Annotated in this window: 17 protein-coding genes and 1 pseudogene; 11 read left to right on the top strand and 7 right to left on the bottom strand. The window is 67.8% G+C overall.

The genetic code is table 11. The annotated features are described in order from the left end of the window. Positions 1-39 precede the first annotated feature (39 nt). Positions 40-903, top strand: coding sequence for an outer membrane protein (locus SPHPHY_RS0114995; RefSeq protein WP_022687507.1), 864 nt, complete (start codon positions 40-42; stop codon positions 901-903). Between the two features lie 334 nt (positions 904-1237). On the opposite strand, the gene SPHPHY_RS0115000 is transcribed toward SPHPHY_RS0114995, so the two are convergent. Beyond that, complete coding sequence (locus tag SPHPHY_RS0115000) at positions 1238-2020, bottom strand: GcrA family cell cycle regulator (RefSeq protein ID WP_022687508.1); 783 nt, start codon at positions 2018-2020, stop codon at positions 1238-1240. Positions 2021-2083: 63 nt separating this feature from the next. Between SPHPHY_RS0115000 and SPHPHY_RS0115005 the strand changes: the two genes are divergently transcribed. Next, positions 2084-2935 (top strand): ABC transporter permease, encoded by an 852-nt coding sequence (locus tag SPHPHY_RS0115005; RefSeq protein WP_022687509.1) that lies wholly within the window; start codon positions 2084-2086, stop codon positions 2933-2935. Next, positions 2893-3639, top strand: a complete 747-nt coding sequence (locus SPHPHY_RS0115010; protein WP_022687510.1) for a phosphatase PAP2 family protein — start codon at positions 2893-2895, stop codon at positions 3637-3639. Before SPHPHY_RS0115005 ends, SPHPHY_RS0115010 begins: the two co-directional genes overlap by 43 nt. 42 nt (positions 3640-3681) lie before the next feature. Here the strand turns inward: SPHPHY_RS0115010 and galE are convergent, their stop codons facing one another. Beyond that, entirely contained in the window at positions 3682-4680 is a 999-nt protein-coding gene (gene galE / locus SPHPHY_RS0115015) for a UDP-glucose 4-epimerase GalE (protein WP_022687511.1), read from the bottom strand. Between the two features lie 66 nt (positions 4681-4746). On the opposite strand from galE, the gene msrA reads away from it, so the two are divergent. Then, entirely contained in the window at positions 4747-5286 is a 540-nt protein-coding gene (msrA, locus tag SPHPHY_RS0115020) for a peptide-methionine (S)-S-oxide reductase MsrA (RefSeq protein WP_022687512.1), read from the top strand. Positions 5287-5517: 231 nt separating this feature from the next. On the opposite strand, the gene SPHPHY_RS0115025 is transcribed toward msrA, so the two are convergent. Next, the gene (locus SPHPHY_RS0115025; RefSeq protein ID WP_022687513.1) at positions 5518-6444 is read right to left on the bottom strand and encodes an L-threonylcarbamoyladenylate synthase; all 927 of its coding nucleotides are present in this window, start codon (positions 6442-6444) and stop codon (positions 5518-5520) included. A gap of 37 nt (positions 6445-6481) precedes the next feature. Between SPHPHY_RS0115025 and SPHPHY_RS0115030 the strand changes: the two genes are divergently transcribed. Continuing rightward, positions 6482-8167: an acyl-CoA dehydrogenase gene (locus tag SPHPHY_RS0115030; RefSeq protein WP_022687514.1), complete on the top strand. Its 1686-nt coding sequence runs from the start codon at positions 6482-6484 to the stop codon at positions 8165-8167. A gap of 562 nt (positions 8168-8729) precedes the next feature. On the opposite strand, the gene SPHPHY_RS20310 is transcribed toward SPHPHY_RS0115030, so the two are convergent. The 3 genes from SPHPHY_RS20310 to SPHPHY_RS0115050 are packed head-to-tail and all read right to left on the bottom strand — an operon-like array spanning position 8730 to position 10212. After that, positions 8730-9215 (bottom strand): hypothetical protein, encoded by a 486-nt coding sequence (locus tag SPHPHY_RS20310; protein WP_022687516.1) that lies wholly within the window; start codon positions 9213-9215, stop codon positions 8730-8732. Positions 9216-9230: 15 nt separating this feature from the next. Then, positions 9231-9587, bottom strand: a complete 357-nt coding sequence (locus tag SPHPHY_RS0115045; RefSeq protein ID WP_022687517.1) for a GntR family transcriptional regulator — start codon at positions 9585-9587, stop codon at positions 9231-9233. A 46-nt stretch (positions 9588-9633) separates the two neighbouring features. Continuing rightward, a complete protein-coding gene (locus tag SPHPHY_RS0115050) occupies positions 9634-10212 on the bottom strand; it encodes a nitroreductase family protein (RefSeq protein ID WP_022687518.1) in 579 nt (192 codons plus the stop codon). A 124-nt stretch (positions 10213-10336) separates the two neighbouring features. Between SPHPHY_RS0115050 and SPHPHY_RS0115055 the strand changes: the two genes are divergently transcribed. From SPHPHY_RS0115055 to SPHPHY_RS0115080, 6 genes and pseudogenes are all read left to right on the top strand, one after another. Next, complete coding sequence (locus SPHPHY_RS0115055; RefSeq protein ID WP_022687519.1) at positions 10337-12136, top strand: peptide MFS transporter; 1800 nt, start codon at positions 10337-10339, stop codon at positions 12134-12136. Between the two features lie 110 nt (positions 12137-12246). After that, the gene (locus SPHPHY_RS0115060; protein WP_022687520.1) at positions 12247-12825 is read left to right on the top strand and encodes an AMP-binding protein; all 579 of its coding nucleotides are present in this window, start codon (positions 12247-12249) and stop codon (positions 12823-12825) included. A gap of 39 nt (positions 12826-12864) precedes the next feature. After that, a protein-coding gene (locus SPHPHY_RS21490) for an IS5 family transposase (RefSeq protein ID WP_156024961.1) occupies positions 12865-13622 on the top strand; the annotation gives its coding sequence in 2 pieces (ribosomal slippage) (positions 12865-13198 and positions 13198-13622; 759 coding nt in all). 29 nt (positions 13623-13651) lie between these two features. Continuing rightward, positions 13652-14278, top strand: a pseudogene (locus SPHPHY_RS20315) (AMP-binding protein); the annotation flags it as partial. Positions 14279-14368: 90 nt separating this feature from the next. Then, a complete protein-coding gene (locus SPHPHY_RS22680) occupies positions 14369-14713 on the top strand; it encodes an AMP-binding enzyme (RefSeq protein WP_269213773.1) in 345 nt (114 codons plus the stop codon). Positions 14714-14788: 75 nt separating this feature from the next. Beyond that, positions 14789-15874 (top strand): mechanosensitive ion channel family protein, encoded by a 1086-nt coding sequence (locus SPHPHY_RS0115080; RefSeq protein WP_022687522.1) that lies wholly within the window; start codon positions 14789-14791, stop codon positions 15872-15874. Here SPHPHY_RS0115080 and SPHPHY_RS0115085 read toward each other — a convergent pair. Next, the gene (locus tag SPHPHY_RS0115085) at positions 15847-17004 is read right to left on the bottom strand and encodes a sensor domain-containing diguanylate cyclase (protein ID WP_022687523.1); all 1158 of its coding nucleotides are present in this window, start codon (positions 17002-17004) and stop codon (positions 15847-15849) included. The two genes, SPHPHY_RS0115080 and SPHPHY_RS0115085, sit on opposite strands and share 28 nt — an antisense overlap. Positions 17005-17035 lie beyond the last annotated feature (31 nt).

Genomic DNA, 17035 nt, shown 5'->3' on the forward strand with positions numbered 1-17035 from the left:
CGCCTCCGTTTGCGGGGCATCATCTTAGGGAGTTATTGGATGAAGACCTATCTTCTGGCGGCCGCCGCGCTTTTCGTGGCCGCCACCCCCGTCATGGCGCAGGACGGCGCGAACAGCGACCCGTCCGTGTCGACGGGCTTCTCGGGCATCTATGTAGGCGCCTCGGGCGGTTATGACGTACAGCCCAACGACGGCGACGCGACGATCCTGTTCGACCGCAACCTCGACGGCCGTTTCGGCGACACCGTGCTGACCGGAACCGGCGGCAACGCCTTTGCCCCCGGCTTCTGCGGCGGGCGCGCGCGCGCCGCCACCGGCCCGCAGAACGGCGGCCCGGGCTGCGCCAACGACAAGGACGGCTGGTCGTACAACGCCCGTGTCGGCTTCGATCACCAGAACGGCCCGATCGTCTATGGCGTGGTCGGCGAGTTCGGGAAGTCGCACATCTCCGACAGTGTGACCGGCTTCTCCTCGACCCCCGCCAATTACGTGATGACCCGCGAGATCGGCTGGGAGGCCGCAGTGCGTGCCCGCGCCGGCGTCACGCCGAACGATTCGACCCTGTTCTACGGTACGTTCGGCCCGTCCTTCGCGCGCATCGACCGGAACTTCTCGTCGAGCCAGAGCACGAACACTTTCCCGGAGCGCGGCAAGCGCAACCAGTTCGGTTTCCAAGGCGGCGGCGGCATCGAGCAGCGGTTCGGCGACCATTTCTCGATCGGCATGGAATACGTCTACCATCAGTATCAGGACGGTGACTTCCGCGTCCGTGCCAGTGGGCCGGCGGGCACTCCCTTCACCAACGCCGGCAATGGCGGCACGGTGAACGGGACGGATTTCCGGCGTTCGGACGACAAGTTCCGGTGGCACAGCCTGCGCGCAACTGCGGCGTTCCGGTTCTGAGCAAAGCGCGCCCTGCACCGTTCTGGCGCAGGGCGCGCCCCGGCGCGGTCCGACCAGCGCCGTGAGGACCGGCGACGCGGCTTAGCCGGCGCGGCGGCGAACGAGTTGTGCCGTCACCCCGGCCAAGAAAACGGCCGGATTGCGGAATTTCGCGATAGCGCACCCTGCGTCGTCACGAATGTTCCACAAGCTGATTTAGCCCGCGCCTTCGCCGAAGCGTCGGACAATTCATATCGCGGTCGAAGCGGCGCACGATCCCGGCTTGTCGCCGGAACGACCACTTCGACAAAAATACGCGTGCTCCAGGCTTTCTGTAGCGCCGCGCTCGCAACCGTCAGCGCATCCGTGGCCCGCCGAACGGCAGTGGTGGCGCACGGCGATCACGCCGCGGCAACTGCGCCTGGTACGCGTGTCCGCAATGCGTGACGCAATATGGAAACCCGGGGTTCACCTTGTCGCCGCAGAAATGGAAGTCAGGCTCGCCGGGATGCCCGAGCGGCCACTTGCAGATCTTGTCGTTCAGATCGAGCAGCGACGTCTTGTCGGCGAACTCCGGTGCGGTGCGCGCCGGAACCAGCCGGCGCGGCGGAGCGGGCGCGATCGGCGGCTGCTGCTCGCCCGGTGCCTGCCGCACGAAACCGCCCGGACCGACCGAGCGCATCACCGGCTGCGGCGGACGCTCGGGAGCGGGTGCCGCGGGGGTCGTCTCGTCGTCGCTGTCCTCGGCATCACCGGCGGCGAAGGGCGCATCGTCCTCCTCATCCTCGTCCTCGGCAACGACCGGAGCAGGCGGCGGCGGTGCGGCGACGGCCACGGCAACAGGCGCGGCGACGACCGGCCGCGGTCGCGGTTCGGGCTTCGGTTCCGGCGGACGCACTGCCGCCGCGGCGGGCGCAGGTGCCGCGGCCAAAACAGAGGCTGCCGCCTTCTCGGCAGCGACTCGGGCGTCCTCCTTGCTCACCACCGGCGACGGGCGTGATTGCAGGCCGAGGCGATGCGCCTTGCCGATCACTGCATTGCGGCTGACGCCGCCCAGCGCTTCGGCGATCTGGCTGGCGGTCTGCCCACCTTCCCACATCGTCTTGAGCGTATCGATGCGCTCCTCGGTCCAGGACATGATCGTCTTCCTCGTTCGCGTTCCGGTTGCGGGCGGCGGCGGCAGCGGTTACCCGCGTTGGCGATGAGCAGCCAGCCCCCTATCGGACAAATTCCATCAGGCGTCAGAAACGCCCCCGGCGTGCCGGTAATCCGGAACGTGAACTGGGGCGGCCTGAAGACCCTCTATGTGAAGGAGGTACGCCGTTTCTTCAAGGTGCAGCTCCAGACGATCTGGGCGCCCGCGATTACGACGTTGATGTTCCTCGTGATCTTCACCGTCGCCAATGGCGCGCGCAGCCCGGTGACGGTCGGCGGCGCACCGGTGGCGTTCGCGGACTTCATCGCGCCCGGCCTGATCGTGATGGGAATGCTCAACAACGCGTTCGCCAACGCCAGCTTCTCGCTGCTGGTCGGCAAGATCCAGGGCACGATCGTCGATTATCTGCAACCACCGCTGTCCACCGCCGAGCTGCTCGTCGCGCTGACCGGCGGCGCGGTGACGCGCGCCTTCTGCGTAGGCGCCACGGTGTGGCTCGCGATGGCGCTGTGGCCGGGCGTCCATGTCACGCCGCAACACTTGTGGGCGGTGCTGTGGTTCGGCCTGCTCGGCTCGGTGTTCCTCAGCCTCGCGGGCGTGCTGACCTCGATCTGGGCGGAGAAGTTCGACCATGCCGCCGCGGTCACCAACTTCGTGATCGCACCGCTGACGCTGCTCAGCGGCACGTTCTATTCGGTCGATCACCTGGCGCCGGCGTTTCGCGCGTTCAGCCACGTGAACCCGTTCTTCTACGTCATCTCCGGCTTCCGCTACGGCTTTCTCGGCACCGCCGACTCGCCGGTCGCGACCGGAAGCGTCGTGATTCTGGCGATCGACATCGCGCTCGGGCTGCTGTGCTACACGCTGCTGCGCCGCGGCTGGAAGCTGAAGAGCTGAGCGACTCGCTTCCCGCGGCCGAGCCGCGCACCACCCCCGTCGCCCCACCACTGGCGTGGATCGCGCTGGCGATCGCCGGGTTAATCGCCGCCGCGTTGCTGGCGCTGAACGTGCGCGACGGTGCGCCGCTCGGCTGGGACCGCGCCATCATTCTTGGGTTGCGGGTTTCGGGCGATACGAAACAGCCGATCGGTCCGCCGTGGCTGCACGAGGTGATGGTCAACCTGACCGCACTCGGCAGCGGCACCATCCTGACGATCGTCGTCGTCGCGGTGGTGGGGTTGCTGCTGGTCCAGCGGCTGCGACTCACCGCCGCGCTGGTGATCGTCGCGACCACGCTCGGCGGGGGCGTAGCGGCGCAGGCCAAGCATTGGGTGGGGCGGCCACGCCCCGAACTGGTCGATCATCTTGTGCAGGTGACCGGGCTCAGCTTCCCCAGCGGCCATGCGACGAACAGCGCGATCGTCTATCTTACGCTTGCCGGACTGGTCGCGCAGGTCACGCGCACGGCGGCGGTGCGCGTCTACGTGCTGATGCTCGCCGCGCTGCTGGTCGGCGCGATCGGGAGCAGCCGCGTGTACCTGGGCGTCCACTGGCCGTCGGATGTGCTCGCGGGCTGGTGCGCCGGGACCGGCTGGGCAGCATTATGGTGGTGGATCGCCGCCACGCTACGCGCACGCCTAGGCGGAACGATGCACCGCTGACCAGCGGGAGCCCGGCGATGCCCGGGGTCCCGCCGTGCGATGTCAGGCTTGCCGTTCAGCCAGCTTGCGCTCCCACGCCAGCGCGTCGCGGACGATCCCGTCGAGGTCGTCACGCTGTGGCGTCCAGTCGATCGTGCGCAGGATCGCGGCATTGTCTGCGACCAACTCGGCCGGGTCACCTGCGCGCCGCCCCTGCAGCTTGCGCTCGATCGTGCGGTTGGTGACCCGGTCGACCGCGTCGAGCACCTCCAGCACCGAGAAGCCGCGGCCGTAGCCGCAGTTGAGCACATGGCTGTCGCCCGGCTGCTCGATCAGCAGCTTCAGCGCCGCGACATGCGCCTCCGCCAGGTCGCTGACGTGAATATAGTCCCGCACGCCGGTGCCGTCGCGCGTCTCGAAGTCGGTGCCGTAGACGCCAACGCTGTCGCGCTTGCCGGTCGCCGCCTCGACCGCGATCTTGATCAGGTGGGTCGCGCCGACCGTCGACTGCCCGCTGCGGCCCTGCGGGTCGGCACCGGCGACGTTGAAGTACCGCAGGCAGCAGTGGTTCATCGGGTGCGCCGCCGATACGTCGCGCAACATGAACTCGCTCATCAGCTTCGACATGCCATACGGGTTGATCGGCGACTTGGGATCGCCCTCCGCGATCGGCACGCGCTCCGGCGTGCCATATGTCGCGGCAGTCGAGGAGAAGATGAAGTGCGGCACGCCCTCGGCCACCGCGCTCTCGATCAGCGTGCGCGTGGCGGCGGTGTTGTTGCGATAGTATTTGAGCGGGTCGCTCACCGATTCGGGCACCACCACCGATCCGGCGAAGTGCATGATCGCGCGGACGTTATGTGCGCGGATCACGTCACGCACGCCAGGGTCCTCGACCGCGATGTTGACGAAGGCCGCGCGCCCGTCGACCGCCCAGTCGAATCCGGTCAGCAGGTTATCGATCACGACGACCTCGTATCCGGCATCGAGCAGCGCAAGCACCGCATGGCTGCCGATATAGCCCGCCCCGCCCGTTACCATCACCTTGCCGTCGAACGTCATACCAGTCTCCCAGATGTTGCCGCCGCCTAGCCGCTTCCTACATGGGACGCAAAGGAGACCATCTTCATGACCGAATATGCGACACTTGCCGGCGGATGCTTCTGGTGCACCGAGGCGGTGTTCAAGGATGTGATCGGCGTCGAAAGCGTCGAGAGCGGCTATATCGGCGGCCACGTTCCGAACCCGACCTACAAGCAGGTGTGCGGCGGCGACACCGGCCACGCCGAGGCGATCAAGGTGGGATTCGACCCCGCGCAGGTCAGCTATGCCGACCTGCTCGACATCTTTTTCGCGACCCACGACCCGACGCAGCTCAACCGGCAGGGCAACGACGTCGGCACGCAATATCGCTCCGCGATCTTCCCGGAGACGGTGATGCAGGAAGAGCAGGCGAACCAGGCGATCGCCCGTGCGCAGGAAATGGCGACCGGCAGGATCGTGACGACGATCGAGGAATATTCGATCTGGTACCCGGCGGAAAACTACCATCAGGATTACTGGGAAGGGGACGGCCAGCGCAATCCCTACTGCATGGCAGTGATCCCGCCGAAGCTGCAGAAGCTGCGCAAGAGCTTCGCGGCGCGCAGCAAGGCGGTTACCGCCTGACCGCCATGCGACATCGCCCTGCGCCAGCAGCGGCGATGTCGCGACGTACGGCGCGCCCGATGACTTGGGCGCGCCGCTCCTGCGTCAGACACAAACTTCCGGCGACATCGCAGCGGAACGCAGCCTTCGCAGGCGCTAACGAGCTCCGGGATGGCGCAACATCAGACACCTGCGGGGACCGCCCGTCACGCCCGGCTCCCGCTCCCGAAAGGCGGACGCAGCGCAATGCTCTCAACGATGCGCGGCGCGCCGCAAGCGATCGTTGATGGCAACCCCTACTCCCACGTGCGGCACCCCTGCGACCGCGATCGTCGTGCGGTCGCTCGCGTCGCCCCGGTGGAGCGCGTCGAACAATCGCGCCGCTGCCTCCACCACGTCGCCGTCTGCCGACAACGTATCGTCGCCCGCCACCGCGCCAAAGCCGATCAGCCATTCGTCGCCCTCGCGCACCAGCGCCCCCAGCCGCAGCGGCTTCCGCGGCGCGTAATGCGTCGCCATCTGCCCCGGTGCACTGACCTGCGCGGTGGTCCCCGCCGCGACCGGCAACACCTCTTCCAGCATCTCCGCCGTCACCGGCCCCGGACGCAGGATCGTACGCCCGGCGACGATCGTCGACTCCACCCCCGCCGCAGTCGCGCCGTCGTCCAGGATCAGCGGCACCGCCGCTCCCAGGCTTGCCGCGACGTGCTCGGCGCGGGTCGGGCTAATCCCGTTGCTCGCGTTCGCGGATGGCGCTGCAAGCGGTGCGCCGCTCTGCGTCAGCAGATCCTGCATTGCCCGGTGCGCCGGCACGCGGATCGCGATCGTCGGCAGACCTGCGGTGACCAGCCTGGCAATGCCCGCCCCCTCACGCAGGGGCAGCACCAGCGTCAGCGGACCGGGCCAGAAACGCGCCGCGAGCGCGCGCGCGTCGTCATCGAACACGGCGATCCGCTCCGCCGCCGCGAGATCGCGGACATGCACGATCAACGGGTTGAAAGCAGGCCGTCCCTTGGCCGCATAGATGCGCGCCACCGCCGCCGAATCGCACGCGTCGGCGGCGAGCCCGTAGACCGTCTCGGTCGGCACCGCGACGATACCGCCGGCGCGAATCAGCGCCGCCGCCTCTTGCGAGGCGGCCGTGCCGTAACGTCGAATGACGGGGGATTGAGCGTCCATCGCCAACGGCTATAGCGGCTGCACAGGAGAGAGAGAAATGCCCTTCGCCGCCGCCACCGCCGATCAGCGCTTCGTGCTCGACCATGTCGTGCGCCTGGACGAGATCGCCGCCGCCGAGCGCTTCGCCGCCGCCAGCCCGGACGTGATCGAGGCGGTGCTGGACGGGGTTGCGCAATTTGCGGCCGGGGAATGGGCGCCATTGCTGCGCGTCGGTGACACGATCGGCGCGAAATGGACGCCGAATGGCGTGATAATGCCCGACGGGTTTCGCGACGCGTACCAGGCGTATGTCGCCGGCGGCTGGGGCACGATCGGCGTCGACGAGGCATGGGGTGGCCAAGGCTTGCCGTTCGTCGTGCAGGCCGCGGTGCTGGAAACGCTGGGCACCGCCAACATGGGCTTTGCGCTTGCCCCCACGCTGACGGTCGGCGCGATCGAGGCGCTGGCGCACCACGGCTCGCCCGAACAGCAGGCCGCGTACCTGCCGAAGCTGGCGACCGGCGAATGGACGGGCACGATGAACCTGACCGAACCGCAGGCCGGCAGCGATGTCGGTGCGCTGCGCTCCACCGCCACGCCGATCGAGAAGGAGGGCCGTCATGACGGCACCTTTGCGATCAAGGGTACGAAGATCTTCATCAGCTTCGGCGACCACGACATGGCCGACAACATCGTCCACCTCGTCCTCGCCCGCACCCCGGACGCACCCGCCGGCACGCGTGGCATCTCGCTGTTCCTCGTGCCCAAGATCCGGCTGGACGGCACACCCAACGACGTCCGCGTCGTCTCGATCGAGCACAAGATGGGGCTCCACGCCTCACCGACTTGCGTGCTGTCGTTCGGCGACCATGACGATTGCATCGGTGAGCTGATCGGCGCGGAGTTCGGCGGCATCCGCGCGATGTTCACCATGATGAACAACGCGCGGCTCAACGTCGGCGTGCAGGGCGTGCAGGTCGCGGAGGCAGCGACGCAGGCCGCCGCCGCCTACGCCCGCGACCGCATACAGGGTGCGCGCGACGGCAAGGCGGCGGCGATCGTCGAACATGCCGACGTGCGCCGCATGCTGCTGCGGATGAAAGCGCAGACCCAGGCGGCGCGCGCGCTGGTCTATTACGCCTGCGGGCAGGTCGATCGCGCGACGCTGGGCGATGCGCGCGCGAAGGAACGGCTGGAGATCATGACCCCGCTGGCCAAGGCGCACGCCACCGATCTCGGCAACGAGGTCGCCAGCCTGGGCGTGCAGATCCATGGGGGGATGGGCTATATCGAGGAGACCGGCGCCGCGCAGTTCTTCCGCGACGCGCGCATCACCCCGATCTACGAGGGCACCAACGGCATCCAGGCCGCCGACTTGGTCGGCCGCAAGCTGGCGCTGTCGAACGGCGGCGCCTTCGCAGACCTGATCGCGGACATGCGCGCCGAGGCACGGCATCCCGCGCTGATGCGGCTGATCGACGCCTGTGAGGCCGTCGGGCGGCGTTTGCAGGGCGCGAGTGCGGACGATCGGCAGGCGGCGAGTTATCCGTTCATGACGATGCTGTCGGTCGCCGCCTGCGGCTGGTTGATGGAGCGTCAGATGCACGCCGCGGACGCCGATGCGGTCAAGCTGGCGGCCGGCACCTTCTACCTCGACCAGATCGTACCGGAAGCACTCGGGCTGGAAGCCGCGGCGAACGCCGACGCCTCGGTGCTCTACGCACTTCCGGCGGAAGCATTCTAGGGCCAATCGACATTTGGCCAGCGTCCCCGCAAGCGCCGTCATTGCGAGCGCAGCCAAGCGATCCAGGGAGTCGCGCGGAACGCTGGATCGCTTCGCTCGGCTCGCAATGACGGGTAGAGGTCGCCAACCTGCCCGATCGTGCGAGCGCGGTGCGCCGTAAGAGATGGATAATCTTCATTGGCGAACGGCCCGGCATTCGTGAGGCGCTGAATGTCGACCCCGCCTAGATTGCTTCGCGAGGCTCGCAATGACGGATCAACCCGATGCCATACCGCACTCCGTCGCGCGGTTCGCACGGCGTCGCCACTCGAGCGTCGCGGATCAGTTCGGGGATCGCGACCACGTGCGACCGATCCATCAATGCTTCATCGTCCCCGGTTCGGCTTAGCGAGCGTAAGCGAAGCGATCCGGGGCGTTGCGATCCATCACCGGGTTGCGCCGCTACCCACGATGATGAGCCTTCGATAGCCGCGCGCTTCCGGCAAAGGGCAAAACCGCTGACGGACGCGCGTGATGTGTCGCAGTCCCGGAAGACCCCAGCCGCGCACCACGAGACTGCGCCTCAATCTCCCGAAGGGCAGCCGTTCACCGGCACCGGCGCTGCGCCTTCGGGATACCAGCGCGCGACGCGCCGGTCCTGATCGTAATAGCACACGGCCGGCGCACTGCCGTCCGGCCGCAGCGCGATCGCCCAATTGTGCGGCCCGCAATTGTGCGGCTCGCACCCGAACGCCAACAGCTTGCCCGCCTCCAATACGATCGGCGTCGCCGTCACGTCGCTGCCCAGCACCGTCTTGCGTACCCCGGCATCGCTCACCACCGTCGCCACGGCGTCGCGCACTGCCGACAGCTGCAGAAAACTCGGCGCTCCCGCCTTCGCCTCGGTTGGATATGCCCCGACATAGCGCGACAGGTCCGCTGTCGCCGCCGCGGTAGCGGAGGGGGATGGCGCGACGACCCGCTCCGGCGTCGGCGCCGCGGCCGGTTCGTCATGCTGCTGACACGCGGCAAGCGCGCCCAGCATCAGGATCGGGATGAAACGCCGCATGTCGCGATCAAAGCCTCACGCCGGTGCACGTTCCAGCAGCGCCGCGACGTCGAGCCCGAGCAGGTCGATCCGTTCGCGGATCCGCGGCCATTGCTGCGCAACGAAATCCTCGCGTTCGGCCGTTCGCAGCCGCTCGGCAGCGCCCGGCAGGACGAACATCCCGACTCCGCGCCGCACCTCGACGTATCCGTCGTCCTGGAAGCTTTGATAGGCCTTGGCCACCGTCAGCGGGTTCGCACCGTGCTCGGCGGCCAGCGCGCGAACCGAGGGAAGCTGATCACCGGCGGCGAAGTCCCCGCGCAGGATCGCCGCCGCGATGGTGCCACGCAGCCGGAGATAGACCGGCGAGTCGTCGTTACTCAGAGCTGCCATGCTGCCTTAATACACCACATGGCCTGTTTGTCGAGCGCGGCACCGCTTACCCTTGCCAATCGCTCCACAATCGCGCCGGGTCCGGGCGCGGCCGCTCCTCAAGCTCACGCATGGGCGTACCAATGAAGACGAAGCCGACGATCCGTTCCGGCGCAGCACCGAACGCGTCGCGCACCCGGTCCGAAAATGCCGGCCAGCCGGTCAGCCACCCCGCCGCGAAGCCATGTGCGTGCACCGCGTGGAGCAGGTTCATGCACGCGGCGCCCGCCGACAATTCCTGCTCCCACATGGGAATATGGCTATCGGGGCGCGGGCTGGAGAGCGCGACGACCAGCGCCGGCGCCTGCCGCGCGAATTGCTCCATGGCCTCGATCTCGGCCCGCCCCGCGGCGGGCCGCTCGGCCCGATACGCCTCGACCAGCAACGCGGCGAGCGCATCGCGACGATCGTCGCCCACGATCACGAACCGCCACGGCGCCAGCTTGCCATGATCGGGCGTCCGCCCGGCGAGCGCGATCATCTCGACCAGTTGCGCATGGGTCGGCGCGGGCGCGGCCAGATCGCGCGGCTTGCCCGAACGGCGCGTCGCCAACAGCGACAGGGGCGAGGAAAGGTCGTTGAACATGCGCGGCGCAATAGGCCATGTGACGGGATATTTACAGCGTCCGCTTTGACGCTAGTCTCGCGCGTAACCTTGTCCCCCGCGCCATGCGGGGCGGTCGATCGGATTTCAGGAGCGTATTCCCCCCATGGTGGACACCCCAACCGCGGACAGTCCGCGCGAGCCGGATATCAGCCACGTCAATCCCGCTGCCGAGGCGACGTGGTTCGGCCATCCCCGCCAGCTTGCGCGGTTGTTCACCACCGAGATGTGGGAGCGGTTCGGCTTCTACGGCATGCGCGCGCTGCTCACGCTTTACCTGACGCAGCACTTCCTGTTCGGGGATCGGCAGGCGACCGGCCTTTATGGCGGCTATACCGCGCTCGTCTATCTCACCCCGCTGATCGGTGGCTATCTCGCCGACCAGTATCTTGGATCGAAGCGCGCGGTGAAGTTCGGCGCCGTGCTGATGGCGATCGGCTATTTCACGCTCTGCTTCGGCGGCGAGACCGCCAAGCCGTTCGCGACGATCGACGGCCAGCGCTACGAGGTGGCGATCGAGAAAAGCGCCGCGGGCGAGGAGACGCGTTACGTCGTCGACGGTACGAAGCGGCTGGCGATCAAGGGGAATGACGACGGCACCGTCGCGCTGCTGAACAACGCCGGCCAGCCGGAGCGCGTCGTCGCCAAGGGCGGCTTCCAGTCGGATGGCGAGCGCAGCCCGTTCTACGTCACCGTGATGTTGCTGGCGCTGTGCCTGGTCTCGGTCGGCAACGGCTTCTTCAAACCCAACATCTCGACGATGGTGGGCGAGCTGTACCCGGCCGGCGACCGGCGCCGCGATACCGGGTTCACGATCTTCTACATGGGGATCAACATCGGCTCGACGCTGTCGCAGCTGCTCTGCCCGTTGCTGGCGACGATGGTCGGCTGGTGGGCGGGGTTCGGGCTTGCCGCGATCGGGATGCTCGCGTCGTGGTCGCTGATCCAGTTCGATGGCGGACGCCTGGGCGGTTATGGCGAGCCGCCGCTGCGCGACGGACAGCCGGACCGTGCGATGGGCATCTATGCCGCCGCGCTGATCGGCGTGCCGATCTTCTACCTGCTGTTCACCAACCTGATGAACGCGCCCGATCCGGTCGCCGGCGCAGGGATGGTCGGCTACATGCTGGCGCTGCCGCTGATGGGCAAGCTGCTGTTCGGCACCTTCCTGGTCGCGGTGCCCGGCATCCTGATCTGGTCGTGGAAGAACGGCTCGCGGCCCGAGTTCCAGATGATGCTCGCCGCGATGATCCTGATCGTCTTCAACGTCGTCTTCTGGACGCTGTTCGAACAGGCCGGGTCCAGCCTGACGCTCTATGCCGATCGCAACACCGACCTTTCGGTGTTCGGGCTGTTCTCGTTGTCGGCGGGGCAGACGCAGTTCTTCAACGCCTTCTTCATCGTCGTCTTCGCGCCGATCATGGCGGCGATGTGGACGACGCTGGCCGCGGCGGGGCGCGAGCCGTCGATCCCGGTCAAGTTCGGGATCGCGCTGATCCTGGTCGGACTGGGCTTCCTGTTCCTCGTCTTCGGCGGGCAATTCGCCGGGGCCGACTTCAAGGTCACGATCTGGTGGCTCGCCGGGCTCTACCTGATCCACTCGGTCGCCGAATTGTGCATCTCGCCGGTCGGCCTGTCGATGGTCACGAAGCTGTCGATCGCGCGCGTCGTCGGGCTGATGATGGGCGTGTGGTTCCTGTCGGTGTCGGTGGCGCAATATGTCGCGGGGATCGTCGCGCAGGTCGCCAGCGTCGAGACGGTCGGCGGGCAGGTGACCAACCTGAAGGTCAGCCTGGATACCTACAACGGCGTCTTCTGGACGATCGGGCTGGTCGCCGCGGCCGTCGGCGGACTGCTGCTGCTGCTGTCGCCGATCATCCGCAAGTGGATGCACGGCGTCCAGTAACCGACATCAATCGATACGCGACAAGCCCGCGCGCTTCTGGCAGCAAGACGGCGGCGACCCGGCATTCCGGGCGCCGCCGTTTTCGCGAGACGGCCAGGTGAGGAGCGGCGATGGCAGAGTTGTTCGGATTGATGCAGGACGCCGCGCTGACGGTGGATCGCTTCCTCGATCATGGCGCGACATGGCATGGCGACCGCGAGATCGTGTCGCGCGACGGCGACGGAACGGTCACCCGCACCGACTATCGCACGCTCCACCACACCGCCCGCCAGGTATCCGACGCGCTGCTCGCCGCCGGGATCGCACCGGGTGACCGCGTCGCGACGCTCGGCTGGAACGGCGCCCGCCACATGGCGGCGTGGTACGGCACCACCAACATCGGCGCGGTGCTCCACACGCTCAACCCGCGACTCTTCCCCGAGCAGATCGCATGGATCGCCGCGCATGCCGGCGACCGGCTGCTGCTCGCCGACCCGGCCTGCGCCGCGCTCGCCGCGCGGCTGGTGCGTGACGTACCGACGCTGGAGACCGTCGTCTTCCTGTGCGCGCGCGACGCGCTGCCGGTGGTCGATTTCCCCGCGGTCGCCTTCGACGACTGGATCGCACCGCACGTCGGGATCGCGGCATGGGGCGGGTTCGACGAGCGGCTGGCGTGCGGGCTGTGCTACGGTCAGGACCCATTGATGTGAGCGCCGCGATCTGATTCAGGCCCCGTGAGGAGAGCGTGGATGAGCGACCTGTACTGGTTGACGGATGAGCAGATGGCGCGCCTGCAGCCGTACTTCCCCAAGAGCCATGGCAAGCCGCGGGTCGATGACCGACGGGTGCTGAGTGGCATCGTCTTCGTCAATCGCAACGGACTGCGCTGGTGTGATGCACCGAGCGCGTATGGTCCGCACAAGACGCTGTACAACCGGTGGAAGCGCTGGGGTGAACGGGGCGTTTTCCTGCGCATGATGGAGGGTCTGGCGTCAGCGGAGGCCGTGCCGAAAACAGTCATGATCGACGCGACTTACCTGAAGGCACACCGCACGGCATCGAGCCTGCGGGTTAAAAAGGGGATCTCGGCCGCCTGATCGGCCGCACGAAAGGCGGTATGAACACCAAGTTGCATGCCGTCAGCGATGCGGATGGGCGGCCCTTGAGCTTCTTCATGACCGCCGGGCAGGTCAGCGACTACACCGGCGCGGCAGCTCTGCTCGACGATCTGCCAAAGGCGCAATGGCTGCTTGGTGATCGCGGTTATGATGCGGATTGGTTCAGGGACGCCCTGGAAGCCAAGGGCATCCAGCCCTGCATCCCGGGCCGTAGATCGCGCAACGAGCCGGTCAGGTACGACAAGCGGCGCTACCGGCGCCGCAGCCGCATCGAGATCATGTTCGGCCGCCTGAAAGATTGGCGCCGCGTCGCCACACGCTACGACCGATGCCCAACGGTCTTCCTCTCCGCCGTCGCCCTCGCGGCCACAGTCATCTTCTGGCTATGACCAATGAGTCCTGACCCTACACATCGGGCACGACGGGCGATCCGAAGGGCGTGCTCTACTCGCACCGCTCGAACTATCTGCACACGATGATGGCGCTGCAGGCCGATGCGCTTGCGCTGACGCAGCGCGAGACGGTGTTGCTGGTCGTGCCGATGTACCACGCCAACGCGTGGGGCGTCGTCTATGCCGCGCCCGCGGCGGGCGCCAAGCTGGTGCTGCCCGGCGCGCGGATGGACGGCGAAGCGCTTTACGAGCTGATCGAACAGGAAGGCGTCACCTTCTCCGCGGCGGTGCCGACGGTGTGGCAGGGGCTGCTGCAGTATCTGCGTGGCACCGGGCGCGGGTTCTCGACGTTGAGCCGCGTCGTGATCGGCGGTGCCGCCCCGCCGCCGGCGCTGATCCGCGCCTTCCAGGACGATTACGGCGTCGAGGTGGTGCAGGGCTGGGGCATGACCGAGACGTCGCCGCTCGCCACGCTCTCCTCGCCGACCGCCGAAGTGCTGGCGCAGCCCTATGACGAGCAGGTGCGCCGCAAGGCGATGCAGGGGCGGTTGCAGGTCGGGCTCGACTTCCGGCTGGTCGACGACGCGGGGCAGCCGCTTCCGCACGACGGACAGTCGTCGGGGCGACTGCTGATCCGCGGCGCGACCGTCGCCAGCGGCTATTTCCGCGACGACACCCCCGTGCTCGACGATGACGGGTTCTTCGATACCGGCGACGTCGCGACGATCGACGACGCCGGCTACATGCAGATCACCGATCGCGCCAAGGACATCGTGAAATCCGGCGGCGAATGGATCAGCTCGATCGCGATCGAGAACATCGCCACCGCGCACCCGGCGGTCGCGCTCGCCGCGGTCATCGGCGTCCCGCATCCGAAGTGGGACGAGCGCCCGATCCTGCTGGTCCAGCCCGCCCCCGGACAGACGCCCGACAAGGCCGAGTTGCTCGCCTTTCTCGACGGCAAGATCGCGCGGTGGTGGATGCCCGACGACGTGGTGACGGTCGACGCGATCCCGCTGGGCGCGACCGGCAAGATCGACAAGAAGCTGTTGCGCCGGCAATTCGCGGACTATCGCCTGACGGAATAGTCGGCGGCTCTCGCGCGGGAACACCCTGCCCCACCGCCTCGTTTCGCCAGCGACACCGATAATATGAGAGAAGCGATGGCGGACTGGATCAGGGCCGCGCGAGGCTGGCTGCACGATTGGCCGGGCTGGCTCGTCGACATGCTGTATGTGGTCGCGGCACTGGCGCTCGCGCTGGTGCTGCATCGCCTCGTGGTGTGGGGAGCGCGCCGCGCGACCGCCGCGCGGCCCGACAGCGCCTCCGCGCTGTTCGTCGAGCGCATCCGCAAGCTGCTGCGCTGGCTGATGCTGGCGATCGCACTCGCCGCGGTGCAGCCCGCGCTCGACCTGACGCGCAGCCAGGCGACGCTGTGGGGGCGCATCGCCGCGTTGCTGGTGCCCGGACTGATGGGCTGGTGCGCGATCGTCGCGGTCGGGACGGTCACCGACGCCATGATCCGCCACGCCGACATCAGCGTCGCGGACAATTTGCGCGCGCGTCGCCGCCGGACGCGGCTGGGCATCTTCCAGCGCATCTTCATCTCGCTGATCCTGCTGGTCACGATCTGCACGATGTTGATGACGATCCCCAGCGTGCGCAGCCTCGGCGTCACGCTGGCGGCGTCGGCGGGGCTTGGCGCGCTGGCGGTCGGCGCCGCCGCGCAGCCCGCGCTCAAGAACCTGATCGCCGGCTTCCAGATGATCTTCACCGAGCCGATCCGCATCGACGACGTCGTCATCATCGACGGCGAATGGGGGCGGATCGAGGAGATCCGCCTGACCTATGTCGTCGTGAAGATCTGGGACGAACGGCGGCTGGTCGTCCCGGTGTCCAAATTCCTGGAACAGAGTTTCCAGAACTGGACGCGCCAGTCGAGCGCGCTGCTCGGCAGCGTCTTCTGGTACGTCGATCCTGCGACAGACGTCGAGGCGTTGCGCACGAAGCTGGGCGAGATCGTCACCTCCAATCCGCGCTGGGACGGGCGCTTCTGGAATCTGCAGGTCACCGACGTGAAGCCCGACGGCACCGTCGAGCTGCGCGGACTGATGACCGCCAAGGATGCCGCGGTCGCGTTCGACCTGCGCTGCGACGCGCGCGAGGCGATGCTCGCCCATATCCGCGCCGAGCATCCCGCCGCGCTGGTTCGCCACCGCGCCTATCTGTCGCGCGACGTCGCCGGATAGATACGGTCGCGCCCCGCCGCCTTCGCGTCATAGGCACGGCGGTCGGCACGATCGAGCAGCGTGGCGAGCGTATCGTCGGGGCGCAGCATCGCAATCCCGCCGCTGATCGTCGTCCGCGGCAGGTGCGGCCCCAGATCGGCGACCGCGGCGCGGATCGCCTCGCCGGTCAGCGCCGCGCGCTGCGCCGTCGTCCCCCCGAACAGGGCGACGAACTCCTCGCCGCCCAATCGTGCGACCAGCGCGTCCGCCGGTGCCGCAGCGCAGATCGCCTGCGCCACGGCCTGCAGCACCATGTCGCCGGTCGCGTGGCCGAAGCCATCGTTGACCTGCTTGAAATGATCCAGGTCAAGCATGAGGACCGCCACCCGATCGCCGTCGCGCCGCGCGGCAGCGATCCGCCGCACCGCGCCTCGCTCGAACCCGCGACGGTTCGCGACGCGCGTCAGCATGTCGGTGTCGGCTTCGTCGCGGGTGGAGCGCAGCACCGCACGCATGACCTTCAACAACACCATCAGTGCGGTGGCGACCGTCAGGATGCCGCCCAGCGCGTGCGAGAACAGCGCGTACGAGGTCGTCGCGTAATCGCGCATCGTCGCGCCCGATCCGGATGCGGCGGCGACGAACGGCTTGATCGCGAAATAAGCGGCGGTGATCGCGAAGACGACGCCGGTCGTCGCCCACATCATGTCGGGCGACCGCCGCGCCTTGCACGTCGCCATCGCCGCGCAGAGGAAGGAGAGCGTGAAGAACGGCAGTTGATAGACGATGCCGTGAGCCAGCGTGTTCCAGGCGTGATCGTAAAGCGACACGCGCACGAGAGCGGCCGGCACGACGATCGCCGGCAGCAACCATCGCGGCATCTTCTGCTCCGACAGCACCGACACGCCGATCGTCAGGCACATGAGCGACGCGACCAGCGCGATATAGCTGGTGACGCTGAATACCGACGGGGTCGACGAATAGCGGATGGCCAGTCCGCCGAGCGGCGAGAAGATGCCGAGCGCATATGCCGCGCAGAACCAGCCTGTCGCGCGATGCTGCGGATAGGAAGCGCGCAACACCGCGAACGTCGCGGCAAAAAGCACCGCGACGCAGCTATTCACGATCAGGGCAGAAACCGCACCGTCCACGTCGCGTATCGCCTCGAACCCTTCCGGGCGG

The organism is Sphingomonas phyllosphaerae 5.2 (genome assembly GCF_000419605.1).
GTDB lineage: Bacteria > Pseudomonadota > Alphaproteobacteria > Sphingomonadales > Sphingomonadaceae > Sphingomonas > Sphingomonas phyllosphaerae_B.

Coding starts and splice junctions, on each gene's coding strand:
- galE (WP_022687511.1), bottom strand. CDS start 4,680: ATGACGTTCGACGGCAAGGTGATGGTAACGGGCGGGGCGGGCTATATC.
- SPHPHY_RS0115005 (WP_022687509.1), top strand. CDS start 2,084: ATGAGCAGCCAGCCCCCTATCGGACAAATTCCATCAGGCGTCAGAAAC.
- SPHPHY_RS0115050 (WP_022687518.1), bottom strand. CDS start 10,212: ATGTTCAACGACCTTTCCTCGCCCCTGTCGCTGTTGGCGACGCGCCGT.
- SPHPHY_RS0114995 (WP_022687507.1), top strand. CDS start 40: ATGAAGACCTATCTTCTGGCGGCCGCCGCGCTTTTCGTGGCCGCCACC.
- SPHPHY_RS0115055 (WP_022687519.1), top strand. CDS start 10,337: ATGGTGGACACCCCAACCGCGGACAGTCCGCGCGAGCCGGATATCAGC.
- SPHPHY_RS22680 (WP_269213773.1), top strand. CDS start 14,369: ATGCAGATCACCGATCGCGCCAAGGACATCGTGAAATCCGGCGGCGAA.
- msrA (WP_022687512.1), top strand. CDS start 4,747: ATGACCGAATATGCGACACTTGCCGGCGGATGCTTCTGGTGCACCGAG.
- SPHPHY_RS0115025 (WP_022687513.1), bottom strand. CDS start 6,444: ATGGACGCTCAATCCCCCGTCATTCGACGTTACGGCACGGCCGCCTCG.
- SPHPHY_RS0115060 (WP_022687520.1), top strand. CDS start 12,247: ATGGCAGAGTTGTTCGGATTGATGCAGGACGCCGCGCTGACGGTGGAT.
- SPHPHY_RS0115045 (WP_022687517.1), bottom strand. CDS start 9,587: ATGGCAGCTCTGAGTAACGACGACTCGCCGGTCTATCTCCGGCTGCGT.
- SPHPHY_RS20310 (WP_022687516.1), bottom strand. CDS start 9,215: ATGCGGCGTTTCATCCCGATCCTGATGCTGGGCGCGCTTGCCGCGTGT.
- SPHPHY_RS0115080 (WP_022687522.1), top strand. CDS start 14,789: ATGGCGGACTGGATCAGGGCCGCGCGAGGCTGGCTGCACGATTGGCCG.
- SPHPHY_RS0115030 (WP_022687514.1), top strand. CDS start 6,482: ATGCCCTTCGCCGCCGCCACCGCCGATCAGCGCTTCGTGCTCGACCAT.
- SPHPHY_RS0115000 (WP_022687508.1), bottom strand. CDS start 2,020: ATGTCCTGGACCGAGGAGCGCATCGATACGCTCAAGACGATGTGGGAA.